Origin of the sequence: Maricaulis sp., from assembly GCF_030149235.1 — a bacterium.
Taxonomy (GTDB): Bacteria; Pseudomonadota; Alphaproteobacteria; order Caulobacterales; family Maricaulaceae; genus Maricaulis.
The window spans coordinates 32,257-54,821 of record NZ_JASBRW010000076.1; the positions used below are offsets into that span (position 1 = coordinate 32,257).

Below are 22,565 nucleotides of genomic sequence, written 5' to 3' on the forward strand. Positions count from 1 at the left end.
ATGGACTGGGCCAAGACCGTCAGGTCGATACGACAACGTTTACGCCTCAAGCAGGGCGCCTTCGCGGAACTCGTCGGCATGAGCCAGACTTCGATCTCCCGGATCGAGTCCGGGTTTGCTGTTCCAGCACCGAAAGTCGGTGAGGCGATTCTGAAACTCCGCTCCAATCCGAAGACCCGGAGCGTATTTGACGACTTCCTCGCGTCGATCGAACACAGCCCCTATGTCTGCTTTCTGTTACAGATCGACATGGATGTATTGAGCGTCGAAGCGGCCAGCCCGCCAGCCCGGGAACGGTATTTCGCACACCTGCCAGCTACACTGGACAACCCAGGCGCTGAAACCCTGCGCATGCATGTCCAGCACCTGGTCACGCATGGATTTGCCGAAGGCCGGATCGAATGCGGGGTCGGCGTCTGGAACGATGGCCGCAAGACGCCATCCTTTTGGCGCGCGCTATACACACCCATGCGCGACGGGGCTGAATCCTGGTACGCCTATGTCACGCTGATCGCGATCGAACAGGGCGATTTTGATGCACACGTCGAGGACAAGGGCCAATACGCCCTTGACATCGTCAGCTACAATCCCGATCAGCAATAGCCCTTAAGGAAACCGCCGAGCGCATCGCTTCCGGGGCAGAGGTCCTTGTAAGCAACCTTGTTCAGGGGCTGGTCCGGCAGGGCATTGGCCTCATGCATGTCGGCCATGTTTTCGTCGACATAAAGCAGGCCGGTTCGGATCTCGCCATTCTCGCGCGGCTGCATCAGCGTATCGATCGCCTGCGCCTTGTCGCGCGGATCATAATCGCTTGCCGTCTTGCGCAGATTGAGGATGCCGCCATCGTGCAGTGTCACGCTCATACCGCCATCTGCCTCATACTCACCGGTAATCTCGTCGGCATCGGCAACAAAATCGGTATGCACCAGCGGATGATAATACTTGTAGGTATGAGCGTAGCTCTTGGTCGAACCCTTGTGGTCATTGAAGGTCACGCAGGGCGAGACGACGTCGATGAGGGCAAAGCCGCGATGCATCAGGCCCGCCTTGATCAGCGGCACCAGCTGCGACTTGTCGCCAGAAAAGCCACGCGCCACGAAACCGGCGCCAAGGGTGAGCGCCTGGACGCAGGGATCGATCGGCGTCTGCTCGTTGGGAATACCGCGCTTGGTCGTCGAACCGATATCTGCCGAAGCCGAGAACTGGCCCTTGGTGAGACCATAAACACCATTATTCTCAATGATGTAGAGCATGTTGAGATTGCGACGGATAGCATGAGCGAACTGGCCGAAACCGATCGACAGCGAGTCCCCATCGCCGGAAATGCCGATATAGTGGAGATCGCCATTGACCGCATTGGCCCCGGTCGCCACCGACGGCATGCGGCCGTGAACCGTATTGATGCCGTGCGACTGGCCCATGAAATAAGCCGTGGTCTTGGACGAGCAGCCAATGCCAGAAACCTTGGCCGCGCTCTCCGGCGCCAGCGACAGCTCCCAGAAGGCCTGCACCAGGGCTGCAGTCACACTGTCATGGCCGCAACCGGCACACAGGGTCGACATCGAGCCTTCATAATTGCGGATTGTCAGACCGAGCTCATTGGTCGGCAAATGCTTGGAAATCTTGGGTTTCACCATCGAGGTCATGTCAGGCCTCCGCGTTCAGGCAATGGGCTTTGACGCCCTCATAGATGAAAGTCGGATCGGCCGGCATTCCGGCATAATCCAGCAGCGGGACGAGCTTGGACTTCTCGACATTGGTCTCGCCGATCAACATTCCGCGAAGCTGGGCATCGCGGTTCTGTTCAACGACATAGACCTCTTCATGGGCGTCGATGAAGCTCTCGATCTCGGCCGAGAAGGGGAAGCCGCGGACACGCAGATAATTGACGTGCACGCCGTCCTTCTGCAGTCGCGTCATGGCTTCGCGCACGGCGCCGTCGCAGCCACCGATGGAGATGATCGCCCGCTTGGTCGGCTCGGCCGCCTCGACGATGATCGGCCCCGGCACCACTTCGGCGGCGCTTTCCCATTTGCGGGTCAGGCGATCGAGCACTTCCTTGTACTCGCCGCCATCCTCGGTATAGCCGCCCTTCCAGTTATGACCGGATCCGCGGGTGAAATAGGCACCCTTGGGATGCTCACCCGGAATGGTCCGGTATGGAATGGCGTCACCATCGCGGTCTTCATAGCGATAGTATTTCTCGATCTTCTCGAGCTCGTCCTTGCCCAGAACCTTGCCGCGATCCGGCTGGAAGCTATCGTCCCAGTCGAACTCGGGCACCATCCAGTCATTCATGCCGATATCGAGATCGGTCATGAAGAAGACCGGCGTCTGGAACCGGTCGGCGAGATCAAAGGCCTGCACCGCCATCTCGAAGCACTCCTTCGGATCGGCCGGATAGACACAGATATGCTTGGTATCGCCATGGCTGGCATAGGCGGCCAGCTGCAGGTCGCACTGCTGCGTCCGCGTCGGCAGGCCGGTGGACGGGCCGGCACGCTGGACGTCGAACAGGACCAGCGGCACCTCGCCGTAATAGGCAAAGCCGATGAACTCGCTCATCAGGGAAATGCCCGGCCCGGAGGTCGGGGTGAAGGATCGGGCACCGTTCCAGCTGGCGCCGATGGCCATGCCGACCGAGGCCAGCTCATCCTCGGCCTGGATGATGCAGTAATTCTTGCGGCCGGTTTCCTTGTCGACCCGATATTTCTCGCAGACCATTTTGAACCCGTCCATCAGCGAGGTGGACGGGGTGATCGGATACCAGGCCCCGAAGGTTGCCCCAGCGTAGAGACAGCCCAGTGCAGCGGCCGTATTGCCGTCAATCATTACATGGCCGGCCGTCTTGTCCATCGCCTCGATCTTGAGACTGACCGGCTCCTTGTGGACCTCGGCAATAGCGTCGAGACCGATCTGGATGGCCTTCATATTGGCTTCGATCAGGTGCGCCTTGGTGCCGAACATTTCCTCGACGAGACCGCGGATGACACCGACATCGAGCCCGGTCAGCCCGGCCACGGCGCCGACATAGGCCATGTTCTTCATCAACACACGGGTGCGCGCATTGTCGAACTCGGCGTTGCACAGACGGGCCAGCGGCACGCCAATGGCACTGATGTCGGAGCGCGCATGCAGGTCCGGACGCGGCCAGGTATTGTCGTAGAGGAGATAGCCGCCCGGGGCGACTTCCTTGAGATCCTGCGCATAGGTCTCGGCATTCATGGCGACCATGAATTCTGTCGACCCGGAGCGCGCCATATGGCTGTCCTTGGTCAGGCGGATTTCATACCAGGTCGGCAGGCCCTGGATGTTGGACGGGAACAGGTTCTTGCCCACCACGGGCACGCCCATGCGGAAGATCGCCTTCATCAGGAGACCATTGGCCGAGGCCGACCCGGTCCCGTTCACATTGGCGATCTTGATGACGAAGTCGTTCACACGCACATCGGCTTGGATATCGGCGACAACATTCATTCGGCCGCTACTCCCTTAACTTCTTCAAGTGCGTGCGGAATGAAAATGTCCGCATCCTGCATGTCCCAGGCCGAGGTCGGGCAACGTTCGGCGCACAGGCCGCAATGCAGGCACAAATCCTCATCCTTGACCATGACGCGGCCGGTATCCTTGAGCGGTTCGGACACATAAAGGTCCTGCTCGAGATTTTGGGCCGGCACTTTCAGGCTCTGCCGCAGCTCTGCCTCTTCCGCATTCGGCACGATGGACAGGCAATCGACCGGACAGATATCGATACAGGCATCACACTCCTTGCAGAGCGGCGGATCGAACACCGTCTGGACATCGCAGTTGAGACAGCGCTGCACCTCGGTGACGATCTGCTCCTCGGTAAAGCCGAGCTCGACCTCGAGCTTGCGATCCTTCAGACGGCTGCGCAGATCCTCCAGCGGCATTTCGCGGCGATGGGCGCCCTCGAACGTGTTGGAATACATCCACTCATTCACGCCCATCTTGGCCGATTGCAGGTTCAGCCCGCGCGGCATGCGCTCGGTCACGGGCTGGTTCTCGCAATGCTTGTGGATCGAAATCGCAGCCTGGTGGCCATGCTCGACGGCCCAGATGATATTCTTCGGCCCGAAAGCGCTATCGCCCCCGAAGAAGACGCCCTTGAGAGTGGATTCGTGCGTGGTCTCGTCGACCACCGGCACGCCCCATTTGTCAAACTCGATACCGATATCGCGCTCGATCCAGGGGAAGGCGTTTTCCTGGCCAATCGCCAGGATGACATCGTCACAGGGGATGATCTTGGAACCGCTCACGCGCTGGTCGGTGATACGGCCGCGCTCGTCGAGCTCGTATTCCATCAGCTCGAATTCCATGCCGACCAGCTTGCCATTCTCCATGACAAACCGCTTGGGTGAATGGTTGACGAGGATTTCGACATTCTCGTCCTCGGCGTCTTCCAGCTCCCAGGGCGAGGCCTTGAAGAATTCACGCGGCTTGCGCGCCATCACTTTCACATCGTCTGCCCCGAGACGCAGGGAAGAGCGGCAGCAATCCATCGCCGTATTGCCGACACCGATGATCAGCACTTTCTTGCCAATCTCCTTGGTGTGTTCGAAGGCGACGTTTTCCAGCCATTCAATACCGATATGGATATTGGCCGAGGCTTCTTCACGGCCCTCGATATTGAGGTCCTTGCCCTTGGGGGCGCCGGACCCGACAAAGACCGCGTCATAGCCCTCGGCGAGCAGGTCCTTAAGGCTGTCGATACGCGAATTGTACTTAATCTCGACGCCCATATTCTCGATATAGCCGATCTCCTCATCGAGCACTTCTTCCGGCAAGCGGAAGGAGGGGATATTGGAGATCATCAGCCCGCCAGCCCGGTGCAGGGCTTCAAAAACGGTGCATTCATAACCCAGCGGGGCAAGATCATTGGCCACGGTCAACGAAGCCGGGCCGGCACCGATCAGGGCGATCTTCTTGCCATTGGTGGTATCGGGCTTTTGCGGGATCAGATGCGCGACCTCATCGCGATGATCCGCCGCGACGCGTTTCAGGCGGCAGATGGCGACCGGTTCTTCCTCGACCCGGCCCCGGCGGCAGGCCGGTTCGCACGGGCGGTCGCAGACCCGGCCCAGAATGCCCGGGAAGACATTCGAGCGCCGATTGACCAGATAGGCGTCAGTAAAGCGCCCCTGCGCAATCAGGCGGATATATTCCGGCACCGGCGTGTGTGCCGGGCAGGCCCACTGGCAATCGACGACCTTGTGATAATAGTCGGGATCCTGGGTATTCGTCGGCTTCAAACTGCTCTCCCCCGAACGGCGGAACGTCGCTGATGCACGTTCTCTGATTGGAACCGTTCCCGCATCTGACCCCGCACCTTGGGCAGGGGTCAAGCGGATTTGGCGGGATTAGGACGGTTTGTTGAGCTGAAGCAATGAATTTGCTGAGACAAATCAGCGACAGCGATAAACCACACTGGCAGCATGGTTTTTTGACAAGCCGTGCAGGCGCGGCTCTAAATACAAACAGGCATAGGGAGCGGACATGGACGAGGCCAGCTATCGCAGCGAACTGCGCCAATTGCAGATCGCCCTGGTGCATATCCAGCGCCACATGATTGATACCGGCAAGAGCGCCATCATTATTTTCGAAGGCCGCGACAGCGCCGGCAAGGGCGGAACCATCCGGCGCATCGTCGAACACGCCGCGCCGCGCCAGACCCGCGTCATCGCCCTCGACAAACCCTCCGACCGGGAAAAGCGCTCCTGGTATTTCCAGCGCTATGTCACCCACATGCCGGCCGCCGGCGAGATCGTCCTGTTCGACCGCTCCTGGTACAATCGAGCCGGCGTTGAATATGTGATGGATTTCTGCACCCCGGACCAGCGCGAGAGCTTTTTCGACATGGTGCCGAGCTTTGAGGGCATGGTCGTCAGTGCCGGGGCGCATCTGATCAAATACTATCTCGACATTACCCGCGAAGAGCAGGCCAAGCGGCTCGAGTCACGGCGCACCAACCCACTAAAATCCTGGAAGATTTCCGCCATCGATGAAGCCGCTCTCGAGCGTTATGACGAGTATACCGAGGCGCGCGACATCATGCTCCAGCGCACCTCACTGCCGCATGCGCCCTGGCATGTGGTCAAGGCCGACGACAAGATGACCGCCCGCATCCATGTCATGCGCGATCTGGTGCGGCGCCTGCCACGGCCGGACGACATGCCGGACACAAAGCACCCGGAGCCGGGCGTGCTGACCGAGTTCGCCCCGGCCCTGCTGAAGACGGCACACTTGGCGCGCTAGAGCTCATCCACACTGTCGACATGGCGGCTCGCTTCGCTTTTCAGCCAGGCGATGAAGACTTGCGTGTCGGCATCGACCGGTCGATTGCGCGCCGTGACGATGTGATAGGCCGAGCGCACCGCAACGGCACCGTCAGCGAAGAGCGAAACGAGGCGCCCCGCGGCCAGGTCATTCTGGGCCAGAGCCCGCTTCGCCAGGGCGATGCCGCGACCGGCTACAGCCGCATCTATGACCAGGGCGGACTGGTTGAAACGCACACCGCTGTCGAGGGGGACCGAAGCCACGCCATGCGACTTGAACCAGGACGCCCAGTCAGCGCCATCAACCTCGGTTTCCGGAGAGCTGTCGTGCAGCAGGGTGTGATGGACCAGATCGGCCGGGCGCCGGAGCGGAAGGTGATGCTCCAGGAGTGCAGGCGCACAGACTGGCAGCACGTCCTCGCTCAGGAGCAGATCCTCGTTCAACGTTCGATCGCCGCCCGGGCCATAGCGTATGGCGAGATCAGCCGCCCCGGCGGCCAGGTCTGCCCGTTCCCGGTCGGCGGAAATCCAGACCTCGATACCGGGATGCGCCTCCTGGAAGAAGGCCAGGCGGGGCGCCAACCATTTGCCGGCGAAGGAGGGGGCAACCGAGACCGTCAAACGACGACGCTGAGCCGGCCGCCGCATCAGCTCCACCGCATGCGCCAGACCTGAAAACGCCTCTGTCGTCACCCCAGCCGCCACCTTCCCGGCCTCGGTCAGGCGCATGGCCCGCCCCTCTCGCACGAAAAGTTGAACCCCGACCTGGTCTTCCAGTTGCCGGATTTGCTGGCTCACCGCGCCCGGCGTCACCGCCAGTTCGTCGGCCGCGCGAGAGAAACTTTCAAGCCTGGCTGCCGCTTCGAAGGCGCGCAGGGCATTTAACGGGGGAAGGCGACGATCACTCATGCCAACAATTTAGTTTTTCTAACAGATAAACGCAAAAAACTTCGTTTGAATGCGGCAGTCCCAATAGAAATATTTACCTCCTCGCGCCACGGAGGCGCAGGATCAGGATTGCCAGAATGCGTGTTTTTCCAGCATCAATTCCCCTGGATGGGCGAACGGTTATCGTTTCGGGTGCCGGCTTTATGGCCGAGGCCAAGGCGCGTCTTTTCGTCGGCAGTCCGGCCCGGTTGAAGTGGTTCACCGGGACCGACACAGATCCTGTGGCTTCGGATATCGCCCAGCATGCCGAAGTCATACGCCGTGAGCCGACGCGGCGTGACTTCCGTGGCGCGAACCTGGTTTTCATTGCTGGCGGCAGGGACCACGTCATCGCCCGCCAGGCCCGCGAAGCGCGCGCCAAAGGCGCCCTGGTCAATATCGTCGACAGCCCGAAAGGCTCAGACTTCCAGACCCCGGCCCTGGTCGATCGCGACGCCATGGTGATCTCGATTGCCTCGGGCGGTGCTGCCCCGGTCCTGTCCGTGGATATCCGCTCGCAGATCGAGCGGCTGGTTCCGCCGCGTGTCGGCATTCTCGCCGACCTCGCCCGCGAACTGCGCGACACCGTCAAATCCGTCCTCGACAAGTTCGATGACCGCCGCGCCTTCTGGGAACGCGCCCTGCGCGGCAAGGCCCGCGATCTGGCCCTGTCCGGCGACAAGGCGGGCGCCCGGCGCGAAATGCTGCGCGAACTTAATGCCGACGGCCCTGCCCCCAGCGGTATTGTCCATCTCGTCGGCGCCGGACCCGGCGATCCTGACTTGCTGACAATCAAGGCCGCCCGCCTGCTGCGCGAAGCGGATGTCATCGTTCACGACCGCCTCGTCGGAGACGGCGTCCTCGACCTAGCTCGCCGGGATGCCCTGCGTATCGATGTCGGCAAGACCAAGGGCCACCACCCGGTGCCCCAGGACGCCATTGCCGACATCCTCATTCGCGAAGCCCGCAAGGGGCAGCGCGTGGTTCGTCTCAAGGGCGGTGATCCCTTCATCTTCGGGCGAGGCGGCGAGGAGCTTGAAGCCGTTCGGGCTGCCGGCATCGAAGCCGCAGTCACGCCGGGCATCTCGGCGGCGCTGGCCTGCGCCGCCTCTTCCGGCATTCCGCTTACGCATCGCGACCACGCCCAGAGCGTCACCTTCGCCTCCGGTGTGGTCAAGAAGGAGGGTCCCGACGTGAATTACCAAGCCCTGGCCACCCCCAACGCCACCGCGGTTTTCTACATGGGCGTCGGTGCAGCCCCCGAGATCCAGAGCAAATTGCTCAGCGCCGGCCGCGCGGGGGCCACGCCGATCGCCATTATCGAAAACGGCTCCAGCGATAATGAGCGCACCCTGACGGGCATCCTTGGCGACCTCGCCGGGTTGGTCGATCGCGCCGGCGTCAAGGGACCCGCCATCATCATTGTGGGCGAGACCGCCTCCCTTGCGGCGGCACAGCCGGTCGAGGCCGTGGAGAATTTCGCATGAAGACCCTGACCGCCAACCGCCTCACCGATGGCCGCGTCATCTATCGCACTGCCGATGGTCAGTGGACAACGCAGCTTGATGAAGCCCAGCGCCTGAGCCCCGAAGAGGCCGCCGAGCTTCTCCCCGTTGCAGAGGCCGAGTTCGGCATCGCTGTGGGGCCCTACATCATCGATCTCGATGAAGCCGGTCCGGCAGGCCAGAAATGGCGCCGCGAGAGCATTCGCCTGGCCGGCCCGACGACGGGCACGACCCACGTGCTGGGAGCGGCCTGATGTATCACTATGACGAGCATGACACGACCCTGGTGCGCGAGCGTATCGAGGAATTCCGCGACCAGATCGAACGCCGCATGGACGGCCGCCTCAGCGAGGCGGAATTCAAGCCACTGCGGCTGATGAATGGCGTCTATCTGCAGCTGCACGCCTACATGCTCCGCGTCGCCATTCCCTATGGCTCGCTGCGCTCGGAGCAAATGCGCGTCCTCGCTCATCTTGCCCGCACCTATGATCGCGGTTACGGGCATTTCACCACGCGCCAGAACATCCAGTACAACTGGCCGGCCCTGACTGATATTCCGGCCATGCTGGAGGATCTGGCCGCGGTGGAGATGCATGCCATCCAGACCTCGGGCAATTGCATCCGCAATGTCACCGCCGACCCGTTTGCTGGTGCCGCCCGTGACGAGCTGGAGGACAGCCGCCCCTGGGCCGAGATCATCCGGCAATGGTCCTCGCTGCACCCGGAATTCACCTTCCTGCCACGCAAGTTCAAGATCGCGGTCAATGGTGCCGGTGAAGATCGCGCCGGTATCCGCGTCCATGATATCGGCCTGCAGATCGTCCAGAATGCGCAAGGCCAGGTGGGCTTCGAGGTCTGGGTGGGGGGCGGCCAGGGCCGTACGCCGCGCCTCGCCCGCAAGCTCAAGGACTTCCTCGAGCCGCAGGACCTGCTGAGCTATCTGACCGCGGCCCTGCGCGTCTACAACGCCCATGGGCGCCGCGATAATCTCTACAAGGCCCGCATCAAGATCCTGGTCGATGCGCTCGGCATTGACGGCTATGCCGCCGAGGTCGCGGAGGAGTGGAGCTATATCCGCGACGGCGAGCTGAAACTGCCGGCCGGCGAGATCGCCCGCATCCGCAGCTTTTTCTCCCGCCCCTCGATCAGCGATCCGGCACCCCTTCCGGAAGCCGGACCGGCGGCCTTCCGGGCCTGGCTCGACACGAATATCCGCCCGCACCAGATCGATGGCCTGTCGAGCGCGGTGATCTCGCTCAAGCCGATCGGCGGCACGCCCGGCGATGCCACGGCCGAGCAGATGGACCTCATCGCCGATATGACCGAACGCTATGGCTTTGGCGAAGTGCGCGTCACACCGGACCAGAACCTGGTCCTGCCGCATGTGCGCCATGAAGACCTCTTCCCGGTCTGGTCGGCCCTGCGTGAAGCGGGACTCGCGACCGCCAATGCCGGTCTGGCGAGCGATATCGTCGCCTGCCCGGGGCTGGATTACTGCAACCTCGCCAATGCCCGTTCCATCCCGGTCGCCCAGGCGATCAGTGAGACGCTGGATGCGGAAGGCCTGGCCCAGGCCGCCGGCGAGGTGACGATCAAGATTTCCGGCTGCATCAATGCCTGCGGCCACCACCATGTCGCCCATATCGGCGTGCTCGGCGTCGATAAGCGCGGCGAGGAGTTCTACCAGATCAACCTGGGCGGCGCCTTCGGCGAGGACGCGGCGATCGGCGAGATCGTCGGCAAGGGTCTGGCGGCGGACGATGTCCCGCCTGCGATTGCCCGCATCCTGCGCGCCTATCTCGATTTCCGCGATGAGGACGAACGCTTCATCGACACTCTGCGCCGCCTGGGGAGCGACGCCTTCAAGGAGGCTATCTATGCTGACCTCGCAGCTTGATCACGCGACCCGCAGTGACACCGACGCCCAGCTGGAAAGCGGCGGCGGCCACATCGTCGAACTGCCCGGCGAGAGCGACTGGCGCGAAGCCCGCGACGCCATTGCCGGCGCCGTCCAGGTCGATATCCGCTTTCCCAAATTCAATGATGGCCGGGGCTTCACCCTGGCCGCTCACCTGCGCGAACGCGCCGGCTTCAAGGGACATTTGCGAGCCGTCGGTGCGCTGATCCCGGACCAGGCGCAATTCCTCAAGCGCGTCGGATTTGATGCAGTCGCGCCGGACCGCACCGACCTTGCCGCCGACTGGGCCCGGGCCGAGGCCCGTTTCTCGGTCGTCTATCAGCCAGCCCTGCGCGGCCCGCTTGCTGTGCCGGCCAAGCGCATCGAGAGCGGTGCCGATCTGGCCGTGCTGAACGCGCGTTACAGCGAGGCCGATGCACTCGACATTCTGCGCGACGCGGTCACCCGGACCTGGCGCGGCCGCATCGCCCTGATGTCCTCCTTCGGGGCGGAAGCCGCGGTCAGCCTGCACCTTCTGGCGCGGGTCGACCCGTCGACGCCGGTGCTCTTCCTCGATACCGGCCGGCTGTTCGCCCAGACCGAGCAATACCAGCGCGAGCTGACCGACAAGCTCGGCCTGACCCATATCCGTATCCTCCAGCCCAATACCAGTGAGGTCTCGCGCGAGGACGCGGACGGAAAACTGTGGAGCCGCGACAGCGATGCCTGTTGCGCCATGCGCAAGGTGCAGCCGCTGGACGGGGTGATCGGGGATTACGACGCTCTGATCACCGGCCGCAAACGCTTCCATGGCGGCGAGCGGATGAAGCTGCCTGTAGTGGAACGCGTCAATGGCACGATGCGGGTCAATCCGCTGGCGCGCTGGTCTGCCGAAGAGGTCCAGGCCTATTTCCGGCGCTACGATTTGCCGCGACATCCGCTGACCGATATGGGCTATGCCTCCATCGGCTGCTGGACGTGCACCGCCCCGGCCCATAACGACGATGTCCGGTCCGGACGCTGGGTCGGTCAGGACAAGTCCGAGTGCGGCATTCATCGCCCGCTCCCGGTAGCCGCCGAATAGCGCATTCGCGCCACACAAAAGGAAGCTTTGGGTGTCCTACGCTCACGTCTTGGACCTGATCGGCAATACGCCGCTGATCCGGCTCGATGGTCCGTCCGAGGCCACCGGCTGCGAGATCCTCGGCAAGGCCGAGTTTCTCAATCCGGGCGGTTCCATCAAGGATCGCGCCGCGCTGAATATCGTGCGTGAAGCGGCGGCCGACGGTACGCTCAAGCCGGGCGGCGCCATTGTCGAGGGCACCGCGGGCAATACCGGCATCGGTCTGGCCCTGGTCGGCGCCGCACTGGGCTATCCCGTCACCATCGTCATGCCGCGCACCCAGTCGGAAGAGAAGAAATCGGCGGTCCGCTCCTTTGGTGCACGCCTGATTGAGGTCGACGCAGCGCCCTTCTCCAGCCCCAACCATTTCGTGCATTATTCCAAGCGCCTGGCCGAGGAGCTCAATGACAGCCACCCGGCCGGCGCGATCTGGGCCAACCAGTTCGACAATCTCGCCAATCGCCGGGCGCACGAGAAAACGACCGCGCCGGAAATCTGGGAACAGACCGGCGGCCGGGTCGATGCCTTCATCTCTGCCGTCGGCAGTGGCGGCACGCTGACCGGCGTCGCCGCGGGCCTGCATCGTCATAACCCGGACATCAAGATCGCCCTGGCCGATCCGGCCGGGGCCGCGCTGCACAGCTATTTCACCACGGGCGAGCTCAAGGGTGAGGGATCATCGATCACCGAAGGCATCGGCGTGGGCCGCATCACCGGCAATCTGGAAGGCCTCACAGTCGACCATGCCTATCGCATCGAAGACCGGGAAATGCTGCCGGTCCTGTATGATCTGATCGAACATGAAGGCCTGTCACTGGGCGGCTCGGCGGGCATTAATGTCGCCGGTGCCATCCGCCTGGCCGGCGATATCGGCCCGGGCAAGACCATCGTCACCATGCTGTGTGATCCGGGTGCGCGCTATGCCGCCAAACTGTTCAATCCTGAATTCCTGATGAGCCGGGGCTTGCCCGTGCCGCCCTGGACGCTTAACGAAGCGCCACGGGCCCCTGCCTAGGCTTGAGGCCCTTTGTACGAGACTGATGAAATGACCGTCATGACAACATCGCCTGCTCGCGAAAAGAACAAGATCTCGGCCAAGCCCGGCCCCTACACGATCGAGACCGTGCTTGAGGTCAAGCACTTCACCGACCGGCTGTTCTATTTCCGCATTACCCGGCCTTCGAGCTTTCGGTTCCGCTCCGGTGAGTTCGTCATGATCGGCCTGCCCAAGGAAGACGGCAAGCCGCTCTTGCGCGCCTATTCCGTCGCCAGCCCGTTCTGGGATGAGGCACTCGACTTCTATTCCATCAAGGTGCCGGACGGCCCGCTGACCTCGCGCCTGCAACACATCCAGCCGGGCGATGAAGTGCTTCTGGGCAAGAAGCCGACCGGCACGCTGGTGCTCGATGCGCTGAAGCCGGGCAAGCGGCTCTACCTCGTCTCCACCGGCACCGGCATCGCTCCGTTTGCCAGCCTGGTACGCGACCCGGAGACCTATGAGAAATTCGACCAGGTCATCCTGACCCATACCTGCCGCGAAGCCGCCGAGCTGACCTATGGCCATGAACTGGTCGAGGCGACCAAGCAGGACGAGCTGATCGGCGAAATGGCCCAGGACAAACTCGTCCACTTCACCTCGGTCACGCGCGAGGACGGACCGGTCAAGGGCCGCGTCACCGACATGATCAATTCCGGCGAGTTGTTCGCGCATCTTGGCGTGCCGGCGCTCGATCCCGAGGTGGACCGGGTGATGATCTGCGGCTCGGAAGGCCTGCTCAAGGACACCCGTCAGATCTGTATCGACCGCGGCTTCGTCGAGGGCTCCAATGCCGCCCCGGCCGACTTCGTCGTCGAGAAGGCCTTCGTCGCAACCGACTGATTCAAAGACGCCTTTACCAGAGACAATAGAGACCCGGATTCCGGCCTTGACTCTTCGTTTTCAAATGAGAACATAAGAAGAACATCGGCTATGGGATAGATCATGGGATCTGCGTCTTCACGTCCAGACGGACCGGCGCAGCTGGAGAAGCTGCGCGCCAAAATCAGGGATTTGATGCCGGCGGCCGCGCTGACTGCGGCGCCGGGCACGGACGGTGTGCAAGCCGCTTCGGCCCCGCTGGAAGAAACCGGGTCACAGCTTCACCTGGGCGCGGGCCTGCACGAGTTTTGCCCGCAGGACTATCTCGACACCCCCGCCGCTCTAGCCGTGCAAAGCGGTTTCATGGCCCAGGCCCTGCGCCGCGCCCACTCACCGGCGCCGCTGCTCTGGGTCCGCGCGCGCAATGATAGCCAGGATTTCGGCCAGCCCTACCCGCTGGGCCTGAAGCAATGGGGGCTGCCGCCCGAACGCATCATCTTCGCCGAGACCGAGACACTCGCCGATGCGCTCTGGGCCATGGAGGACGGCTTGCGGGCCGGGGCCTGGGTGATGGGCGAGGCCGGCACATCTTCGCGTTATGATCTGACCGCGACCAAGCGCCTGCACATGGCCGCACAGGCCCGCGGCGGACTGGTTTTGGTGCTGCGGCATCATGCAATGATCGGGGCCAGTGCGGCCCTGACACGATGGCGCCTGTCGGCCCGGCCTTCGCCGGCGCAGGACTGGCGCGGGGCGACAGGTTTGCCCGGGCTGGGGTCTCCCCGCTTCCGGGCGCATTTGGAACGGGTTCGGGGCGGCCCGCCGAGACAATTCGATATTGAGTGGAAACATGCGGCGTTTCATGTCCTTGAGCCTGCCCCGCTGGCCGACAGACCGGCTTGGCCTCACCCCCGGAGCAAGCCAGCGCGCCAGCGCGCCTGATCGCAAACCCTTTGCCCTGGTCCATACAACGACCGGCGGCGAACGGCTTTATGCGCTCAATGCCACCGCGGCCCGGGCCGGTCTCAGGCGCGGCCAGGCCGTGGCCGATGCCAAGGCCCTCGAGCCGCTGATGCAGACCGCCCCGGCCCGGCCGGATGCGGACAAGCGCCTCCTGCAGGCCTATGCCCGTGCCTGCGGACGCTGGTCTCCCTATGTCGCGCCGGACCCCGGCGCGCCGGGCGAGGATGGCATCCTGCTCGACATTACCGGCTGCGCCCGCCTGTTCGGCGGCGAGGACAAGCTGATCGAGGCCACGCTCCAGGCCAGTCGCGAACGCGGCCTGACCGCCTATGCCGCCACCGCACCAAGCATCGGCCTGGCCTGGGGCCTGGCCCGCTTCAAGGCACGCCAGAGCGAGACCGGCTGGGTACGGGCCGACACGCTTGAAACCGCCCTCACCGACCTGCCGGTTGAGGGCCTGCGCATCGGTGAAACAGCCGGACAATTGCGCCGTTTCGGGCTGAAGCAGGCCGGTGATCTCCTCGCCCTGCCCCGCGCCAGCCTGACACGGCGTTTCGGAACCGACCTGCTGACCCGGCTCGATCAGGCCGCGGGACGCGTCGAGGAAAGCCTCAACCCCTTGCAGCCGGTCATGGAGTACCGTGCCCGGCTGCGCTTTCCCGAGCCGCTTCTCTTGCTCGACAGTCTCAAGCAATGTGTCGACGAAACCGCCAGGGGCCTGTGCGGACAGCTCGAACCCCGGGGGCTGGGCCTGCGCCGGGTTGAGCTCAACCTCTACCGTATTGATGGCAAACTCATCCTGCTCGGCATCGGCACGGCCGCCCCCGCACGCGATCCGGCCCATATCGCCCGCCTGCTACACGAGAAGCTGGACCGGGCCGAGATCGATATCGGCTTTGGCATTGATGTCGTGGAATTGCGCGCGCGTGAAACCGCGCCGCTGGGCGGACGGCAGGCCGGGCTCTTGCACACCGGGGAACCGGACCCGGACGATCTCGACCAGCTGACCGACCGGCTCGTGGTGCGGCTGGGTGATGAACAGGTGCGCCGGGCCGGGCGACGCGAAAGCCATATCCCGGAACGCGCCGCCGGCTGGCGCCCCGGCCCGGCCCTTGCGGGCACCGCCCTGTCTGTCCGCGAAACCGACCAGGCGCCGGCCGATTTCACCCCGCCGGACCCTGACCGCCCGCTCCTGATCCTGGCCCACCCGGAACCGGCCCAGGCCGTCGCGGAAATCCCTGATGGCCCGCCGCGCAGCTTCATCTGGCGCCGCGTCCGCCATCTCGTGCATCGCGCCGAGGGCCCGGAACGCCTGGCCCCGGAATGGTGGCGCGACCAGCTCAGCGCCCGCACCCGCGACTATTTCCGCGTCGAAACCCGCGAAGGCCGCCGCTTCTGGCTCTACCGCGAGGGCCTGTTCGGCCTGGAAACCCGCACCCCGAACTGGTTCGTGCACGGGGCATCGTGAGATGAGGACGACAAGACAGCGCTCTAAGTCCCAGGCCCGGGCTCTGCGCAAACGCATGACAGAAGCCGAAATTCGCCTCTGGCTACGCTTGCGGCGACGGCAATTGCGCGGCCTCAAATTCCGTCGGCAACACCCGATCGGCCCTTATATCGTCGACTTCGCCTGCCTCTCGATCCGTCTCGCCATCGAGGTTGATGGCGCAACACATGTGACCGAAGCCCGGCAAGCACACGACCGGAAACGCACCACCTGGCTGGAGCAGAGCGGCTGGCAAGTCGTCCGCATCCAGAACATCTGGATCTATGACGATCTCGACAACGTCATGGATCAGATCGCTGAAACCATAGGCCAGCGCCCCGGCCTCCCCCGTGGACGGGGGAGGTGTCCCGAAGGGACGGAGGGGGGAAGTGAGGACAGGCATCTTACCTGGCCAAGCCCCCCTCAGACCTTGAGCCCTGCCGGGCTCAAGCCCAGTTCCCCCGCCCGCGGGGGAGCCCGGAGAGACGCCTCTAAAACCGAAGAACATAAACTCCGGCCTCCCCAAGATCCGTTTTTAGGGACGGGGGAGGTGTCCCGAAGGGACGGAGGAGGGAAGCGAGGGCAGGCTCTGCACGCAGCAAAGCCTCCTCAGGGCGACACATTCGGCGAAGATTAGATGCACCACGCCGCCGAACTCGTCGCCGCGACGAATTTCTCCTTCCTGACCGGGGCCTCGCATCCCGATGAAATGGTAGCCCAGGCCGCCGGGCTCGGGCTCAGTGCGATTGGCATTGCCGACACCAATTCCTTTGCCGGCATGGTGCGCGCGCATCTCGCCGCCAAGGAGGTCGGGATCAAGCTTCTCGTCGGTGTGCGGCTGAAAGCCCGCTGCGGCTTCGAGATCGCGGCCTATCCCACCGATCGCGAGGCTTATGGCCGGCTCTGCCGCATGCTCACCGATGCCAATTTCCGCTCGGTGAAAGGTCAGCGCGATCTCTGGCTGGAGGACATCATCGACGCCTCCCCGGGACAGGTCTTCATCCTGCTACCGCCACAACATGTCAGCGAAGCCTGGCGCGAACGAGCGGCCCATGTCCTGACCCGGTCACAGGCGCACCACGCCCTCGCCCTGACCCGCTGGTTCGATGGCCGGGACGGTCGCCGTCTGTATCAGCTCGACGCCATCGCCCAGGAGCTGGACATCGACACGGTGGCGACCACCGATGCCCGTTTTCACACGCCTGAGCGCAAAGCCCTGGCCGATGTGGTGACCTGTATCCGCGAACATGTGACGCTGAAACGCGCCGGCTTCCATCTCGCCGCCAATGGCGAGCGCCATCTCAAGCCACCGCATGAGCTCTACCGCCTGTTCCAGGGCTATGAGGCCGCCGTGGCCCGCTCGCTCGACCTGGCCGGCCAGATCACTTTCTCGCTCGATGAGCTGGTCTATCAATATCCCGACGAGGTGATCGGGGCGGATGAGACCCCGATGCAGACGCTGCGGAGACTGACCGCCGAGGGCATGGAGCGGCGCTATCCTTCCGGCCCGCCGGACAAGATCAGGCGCGCTGTTTCCCATGAGCTGACACTCATCGAAGAGCTCGACTACGCCGCCTATTTCCTCACCGTCTACGACATCGTCCGCTTTGCCCGCAGCCAGGACATTCTGTGCCAGGGCCGCGGCTCGGCGGCCAATTCCGCCGTCTGCTACATTATCGGTATCACCGAGGTCGACCCGGCCCGGATTGACCTCCTGTTCGAACGCTTCGTCTCCGCCGAACGCGGCGAGCCCCCCGATATCGATGTCGATTTCGAGCATCAGCGGCGCGAGGAGGTGATCCAGTATGTCTACGAGAAATATGGCCGCCGCCGCGCCGCCATGACGGCGACGGTGAATTGCTATCGCCCGCGCGGGGCCATCCGGGAAACCGGCAAGGTGTTCGGCCTGTCCGGGGATGTCATCGCCGCCCTGTCCAAGACGCTTTGGGGCTGGCGCAGTGATGATCTGAGCGATGACCGCATCCGCACCGAGTTGGGCCTTGATCCGCAGGCCCCGGAAATTGCCATGACGCTGCGCTATGCGCGCGAGCTGATGGGCTTTCCCCGGCACTTGTCGCAGCACCCGGGCGGGTTTGTCATGACCCAGGGCCGGCTCGACGAGATCGGTCCGCTGCACAATGCCGCCATGCCCGACCGCACGGTTCTGGAATGGGACAAGGAAGACATTGATGCCCTCGGCCTGATGAAGGTCGATGTGCTCGGTCTGGGCATGCTCAGCTGCGTGGCCCGGGCGATGAGCCTGATCCGCGAGCATTACCGGCGCCCGCTGCGCGCCGCCGACATCCCGCCGGAAGACCCGGCTGTCTATGACATGATCTGCCAGGCCGACACGATCGGCGTTTTCCAGATCGAAAGCCGGGCCCAGATGACCATGCTGCCGCGTCTCAAACCGCGCAATTTCTATGATCTGGTCATCGAGGTCGCGATTGTCCGGCCCGGACCGATCCAGGGCGATATGGTGCACCCCTATCTGCGCCGCCGCGACGGACGCGAGCCCGTTGAATTTCCCTCAAAGGAACTCGAAGACGTGCTCGGCAAGACGCTCGGCGTGCCCCTGTTCCAGGAACAGGCCATGCGCATCGCCATTGTCGCAGCCGGTTTCTCGCCATCGGAGGCGGATCGCCTGCGTCGCTCCATGGCCGCCTTCCGCCGCGCCGGCACGATCCACGAAATGGGCATGAAGCTGAAACAGGGCATGGTCGCCAATGGCTATGAGCCGGACTTTGCCGAGCGCTGCTTCAAACAGCTCGAGGGGTTTGGCGAATACGGCTTCCCGGAAAGCCATGCGGCCAGTTTCGCCCTCATCGTCTATATTTCCTGCTGGCTGAAACGCTATTTCCCCGACGTCTTCCTCGCCGCCCTGCTCAACGCCCAGCCGATGGGGTTTTACGCCCCGGCGCAACTGGTCCGCGATGCCCGCGATCACGGCGTCGAGGTGCGCCCGCCCGACGTCAATCATTCCGACTGGGATGCCACGCTGGAGGCTTGCAAGGGCCCGCCGCCGGAGCGGCGCCTGCCCTTCGACATGCCGACCGGCGAGGGCGGCGGGCGTTTCGCCGTGCGGCTGGGACTGCGCCAGATCAAGGGGATGAAGGAGCCCATGGCGGCCCGCCTGGTCGCCGCGCGTGAGGCCGAGGGCCGTTTTGCCAGCGTCGCCGATCTGACCCGCCGGGCGCGACTCGACCGCGGTACGATCGACCGCCTGGCCCAGGCCGACGCTTTCGGCTCGATTGACCTGGACCGGCGCAAGGCCGGCTGGTCGGCCCTCGCCGAGGCCGGCAACCCCCTGCCCCTGTTCGACCGGCTTGATGATTATGGTGCCGAGAGTCCCATCGTCCTGCCCGCCTTGAGCGGCGGGGAGAATGTCGCCCAGGATTATGCCAGCTTGCGCCTGTCCCTGAAGGCCCACCCGCTATCCTTTTTCCGCCCTGAGCTCAATGAACGCGGCTTCCTGCGGGCCGAACAACTAGGCCAGATGCGCGACGGGCAATGGGTCAGCATCGCCGGCCTGGTCCTGGTGCGGCAGCGGCCCGGCTCGGCCAGCGGCGTCATCTTCGCCACGCTGGAGGATGAGACCGGGGTCGCCAATGTCATCGTCTGGCCGAAAACGTTCGAACGCCATCGCAAGACGGTGATGAGCGCAAAGCTGATGACAGTGACCGGCCGGCTGCAAAAGGAGGGCGAGGTCATCCACATCGTCTCACACCGGCTCGATGACCAAAGCTGGCGCCTAGCCGCCCTGGCCGGCGGTGCCGCTTTCGAGGAGGCCCTGGCCCATGCCGATGAGGTCCACCGCCCCCAGGTCGATCCGCGCACCGTGGCGCTCTACCGCAAGGCCATGCAGGGCGAACGGCTCAGCGATATCCTGCCCAACAGCCGGGATTTTCACTAGGCGGATCGGGATGTGACACTTTTTTGAAATTTCGATGAAAGTCTTGTCGGAAAACCTTTCGTTTAAGGCCTGTTAAACGAACAGAGATGACATCGCACACGACGGGCGGCGAAGCCGCTAGACGAGAAAAACGTGTGTGGCCATGCTTGCTTTTCTGAACCGCTTCAAGATTTCCAGCCGCATTGCGACCCTGGGTGCCATTGCGCTCATAGCCGTTGCGACAATGTCTGCTCTATTCTTCTGGAATAGCCGGACAACAGCGGCTGCGGTAGCCGAAGAACAAGGCTATGCCGCCATGGCAACGCTATCCAGCCAGCTGCAAACCCACGCGCTGACGCTGCGCGCCCGAGAGAATGATTTTCTGCTTTCAGCAGACATGCAGCATGTCGAAGCCTTCAATAGCGAACTCGATACGCTCAACACCCTGCTCAACAACGCCGCGAGCCTGCGCCAGGCCGACGAGCTGGCGACTGACCTCAGCCGGGCCCGACAACAGGTGAGCGCATTCGCTGACGCTTTCAGCGCCGTTGTCGCCGTCCGCCAGCGCATGGGCTTGACCCCGAGCGAGGGCCTTGAGGGCGAGCTACGCGGTGCTGTGCATGCGGTCGAAACACGCCTAGCCGAATACAATGATGCCGAACTCACGGTGAAAATGCTGATGATGCGGCGCCATGAGAAAGACTTCATGATGCGCGTTGAGGAGCGCTATATTGCGCGTCTCGATAGCCGTATCGAAGAATTCTACGACATCTGGAACAGCCGCGGATACGACCCGGCCGTAACCGAGGAAGTGTTCGGCCTGATGCAGTCCTACCAGACCGGGTTCCACAACTGGACCCGTGCCCGGCTGGAACTGGAAACAGCGACCGCAAACCTGCGCAACCGCTACAATGAACTCGCCCCGCTCTTCATGGCGATCGCCGCAAGGGCAATGGAGGGGCGGAGCCAAGCTATTGCAACACTGGCGAGAACCAAAGCCGACGCCCAGCGCATGGCAATTGCGCTGATCACAGCGATCGCTCTTATCGCAGCCGGACTGAGTTGGGCCATCGGCTCTTCAGTGACGCGCCCGATCAAGGAAGTCACCCAGCTCATGGCTGACCTTGCGAACGGAAAAAATGTGACCGTAACCGGTCAAACCCGGATCGACGAAATCGGGGACATGGCCCGCACATTGGATGTCTTCCAGCGCGAAATGCGCGCCGCCGAGACACTGCGTGAGAACCAGCGCGCCCAGGAAGATGCGACGCGCAAGGAACGCCACCAGCAAAGGCTGGCCCTGGCGGACGAATTCGACCGGTCTGTCGGCGAAATCGTGAAGAAACAATCGGAGTCCGCCGGCGCGCTGTCGCAAACGGCCGAACAGCTCCAAGCCTCCGCTGACGATGCCGGCAAGACGACGGCGGAGGTCGTCGCCGCAGCCCAGCAAACCTCTGCCAATGCTCAAGCGGTGGCCACGGCAACCGAGGAACTGAATGGGTCGGTGCGGGAAATCCTGCGTCAGGTCGAATCAGCAGCACTCAGTTCCGACAAGGCCAATGCGGAGAGCCTGAAATCACGTGAGAGCATTGGCGAGCTGGCCAGTGCTGTCGAGGAAATCGGCGAGGTCATTACCCTGATCCAGCAGGTTGCTGAGCAGACCAACCTCCTGGCTCTCAATGCGACAATCGAGGCGGCCCGGGCCGGGGAAGCCGGCAAGGGCTTCGCCGTGGTCGCCGCAGAGGTCAAAGCCCTTGCCAACCAGACTGAGCAGGCGACCGTGGACATCCGCACCCGGATCACAGATATCCGCGACAAGACCGGCACAGCCGTCACATCCATCGACACCATGACCGAGACGATCAACACGCTGACCGAAGTTTCACGTGAGGTCGGCCGGGCCGTGACACAGCAGGGCGAAGCCACAGCTGATATCGCCAAGCATATCACCGAGGCCGCCGCCGGCGCCGGAGTGGTGTCCGATGCCATGGAAAGCCTGTCCATGTCGGTCGCCAACGCCGCCGGATCAGCGACCCAGGTCCACGGAGCGTCCTCGCAACTGGCGCATCAGGCCCTCGCGCTGGAAAGTGAAGTCAGCGACTTCGTCGCCAAGGTGCGTGAGGGCTGAGGCCAAGCCCATCCCGCCCAGCCAGCGCTAGAGCGCGTAATCCCGTTCCGGGTCGACACCGGCGGTTTCAAGGAATTTGCGCACGGCGCGGACTTCTTCCTTCGGCAGGGAGTGGTGGGCGTGGTGGAAGTTCGCCGTGTGCCCGTTGAGGGTGACCGCGAATTTGGCACCGCTGCGCTCATGCAGCTCGGCGCCGAGATCGGTCAGCACGTGCTCGACATCGGCCGGGGCCAGATTGGCCGGCTCGGGGTGGTGGAAAATGGCGTGCAGCGTCTTGCGATGTTTATGATTCATGGCCGGAGCCTCCCTTCAGTCCTGCCCTCAGGCTATCGCCCTATTTTCGCTGCAGGTATGCGACAAGGCGCCCTGCGACGCTCCGCCTCACCCGGGGACAATCCGCGGCGGCGGCTAGCCCGGACGGCGCCGATTTTGCAAGACTTTGTTAACCCCACAGCGCGGTGTTACGCTTTGGGTCAGACTGGATATGGCGTGA

At 63.5% G+C, this 22,565-nt stretch carries 18 protein-coding genes; 13 read left to right on the forward strand and 5 right to left on the reverse strand.

Annotated elements, in window-relative coordinates; translation table 11 throughout:
* A complete protein-coding gene (locus Q1V51_RS11340) occupies window positions 1-603 on the forward strand; it encodes a helix-turn-helix transcriptional regulator (protein ID WP_300556410.1) in 603 nt (200 codons plus the stop codon).
* On the opposite strand, the gene Q1V51_RS11345 is transcribed toward Q1V51_RS11340, so the two are convergent.
* From Q1V51_RS11345 to Q1V51_RS11355, 3 genes are read right to left on the reverse strand one after another with little or no spacing between them, the layout of a single operon-like run.
* Window positions 594-1,646 (reverse strand): 2-oxoacid:ferredoxin oxidoreductase subunit beta, encoded by a 1,053-nt coding sequence (locus tag Q1V51_RS11345; protein ID WP_300556412.1) that lies wholly within the window; start codon window positions 1,644-1,646, stop codon window positions 594-596. The genes Q1V51_RS11340 and Q1V51_RS11345 overlap by 10 nt on opposite strands.
* Window position 1,647: 1 nt before the next feature.
* Window positions 1,648-3,477, reverse strand: a complete 1,830-nt coding sequence (locus tag Q1V51_RS11350; protein ID WP_300556414.1) for a 2-oxoacid:acceptor oxidoreductase subunit alpha — start codon at window positions 3,475-3,477, stop codon at window positions 1,648-1,650.
* Entirely contained in the window at window positions 3,474-5,270 is a 1,797-nt protein-coding gene (locus Q1V51_RS11355) for an FAD-dependent oxidoreductase (protein WP_300556416.1), read from the reverse strand. The genes Q1V51_RS11350 and Q1V51_RS11355 overlap by 4 nt, the downstream gene beginning before the upstream one ends.
* 244 nt (window positions 5,271-5,514) lie before the next feature.
* Between Q1V51_RS11355 and ppk2 the strand changes: the two genes are divergently transcribed.
* The gene (ppk2, locus tag Q1V51_RS11360; protein ID WP_300556418.1) at window positions 5,515-6,273 is read left to right on the forward strand and encodes a polyphosphate kinase 2; all 759 of its coding nucleotides are present in this window, start codon (window positions 5,515-5,517) and stop codon (window positions 6,271-6,273) included.
* Here the strand turns inward: ppk2 and gcvA are convergent.
* Complete coding sequence (gene gcvA, locus Q1V51_RS11365; protein WP_300556420.1) at window positions 6,270-7,202, reverse strand: transcriptional regulator GcvA; 933 nt, start codon at window positions 7,200-7,202, stop codon at window positions 6,270-6,272. The genes ppk2 and gcvA overlap by 4 nt on opposite strands.
* A gap of 116 nt (window positions 7,203-7,318) precedes the next feature.
* Between gcvA and cysG the strand changes: the two genes are divergently transcribed.
* The 11 genes from cysG to Q1V51_RS11420 all read left to right on the forward strand — a co-directional run bounded on the left by cysG (window position 7,319) and on the right by Q1V51_RS11420 (window position 22,072).
* On the forward strand, window positions 7,319-8,707 hold the full coding sequence (gene cysG, locus Q1V51_RS11370) for a siroheme synthase CysG (protein ID WP_300556422.1): 1,389 nt from the start codon (window positions 7,319-7,321) through the stop codon (window positions 8,705-8,707).
* Window positions 8,704-8,979 (forward strand): DUF2849 domain-containing protein, encoded by a 276-nt coding sequence (locus tag Q1V51_RS11375; RefSeq protein ID WP_300556424.1) that lies wholly within the window; start codon window positions 8,704-8,706, stop codon window positions 8,977-8,979. Before cysG ends, Q1V51_RS11375 begins: the two co-directional genes overlap by 4 nt.
* The gene (locus Q1V51_RS11380) at window positions 8,979-10,622 is read left to right on the forward strand and encodes a nitrite/sulfite reductase (RefSeq protein ID WP_300556426.1); all 1,644 of its coding nucleotides are present in this window, start codon (window positions 8,979-8,981) and stop codon (window positions 10,620-10,622) included. Before Q1V51_RS11375 ends, Q1V51_RS11380 begins: the two co-directional genes overlap by 1 nt.
* Window positions 10,603-11,706, forward strand: a complete 1,104-nt coding sequence (locus Q1V51_RS11385) for a phosphoadenylyl-sulfate reductase (RefSeq protein WP_300556428.1) — start codon at window positions 10,603-10,605, stop codon at window positions 11,704-11,706. Before Q1V51_RS11380 ends, Q1V51_RS11385 begins: the two co-directional genes overlap by 20 nt.
* 31 nt (window positions 11,707-11,737) lie before the next feature.
* Window positions 11,738-12,760 (forward strand): cysteine synthase A, encoded by a 1,023-nt coding sequence (locus tag Q1V51_RS11390; RefSeq protein WP_300556430.1) that lies wholly within the window; start codon window positions 11,738-11,740, stop codon window positions 12,758-12,760.
* Between the two features lie 39 nt (window positions 12,761-12,799).
* On the forward strand, window positions 12,800-13,624 hold the full coding sequence (locus Q1V51_RS11395) for a ferredoxin--NADP reductase (protein ID WP_366522743.1): 825 nt from the start codon (window positions 12,800-12,802) through the stop codon (window positions 13,622-13,624).
* Window positions 13,625-13,726: 102 nt separating this feature from the next.
* Window positions 13,727-14,545 (forward strand): hypothetical protein, encoded by an 819-nt coding sequence (locus Q1V51_RS11400; protein ID WP_300556434.1) that lies wholly within the window; start codon window positions 13,727-13,729, stop codon window positions 14,543-14,545.
* The gene (locus Q1V51_RS11405) at window positions 14,454-16,034 is read left to right on the forward strand and encodes a DUF6504 family protein (protein WP_300556436.1); all 1,581 of its coding nucleotides are present in this window, start codon (window positions 14,454-14,456) and stop codon (window positions 16,032-16,034) included. Before Q1V51_RS11400 ends, Q1V51_RS11405 begins: the two co-directional genes overlap by 92 nt.
* Before the next feature lie 55 nt (window positions 16,035-16,089).
* The gene (locus Q1V51_RS11410) at window positions 16,090-16,689 is read left to right on the forward strand and encodes a DUF559 domain-containing protein (RefSeq protein WP_300556438.1); all 600 of its coding nucleotides are present in this window, start codon (window positions 16,090-16,092) and stop codon (window positions 16,687-16,689) included.
* Window positions 16,690-19,965, forward strand: a complete 3,276-nt coding sequence (locus Q1V51_RS11415; RefSeq protein ID WP_300556440.1) for an error-prone DNA polymerase — start codon at window positions 16,690-16,692, stop codon at window positions 19,963-19,965.
* 142 nt (window positions 19,966-20,107) lie between these two features.
* Window positions 20,108-22,072, forward strand: a complete 1,965-nt coding sequence (locus Q1V51_RS11420) for a methyl-accepting chemotaxis protein (protein WP_300556442.1) — start codon at window positions 20,108-20,110, stop codon at window positions 22,070-22,072.
* Window positions 22,073-22,099: 27 nt separating this feature from the next.
* Here Q1V51_RS11420 and Q1V51_RS11425 read toward each other — a convergent pair whose 3' ends face one another.
* Window positions 22,100-22,366, reverse strand: a complete 267-nt coding sequence (locus tag Q1V51_RS11425) for a hypothetical protein (protein ID WP_300556444.1) — start codon at window positions 22,364-22,366, stop codon at window positions 22,100-22,102.
* Window positions 22,367-22,565 lie beyond the last annotated feature (199 nt).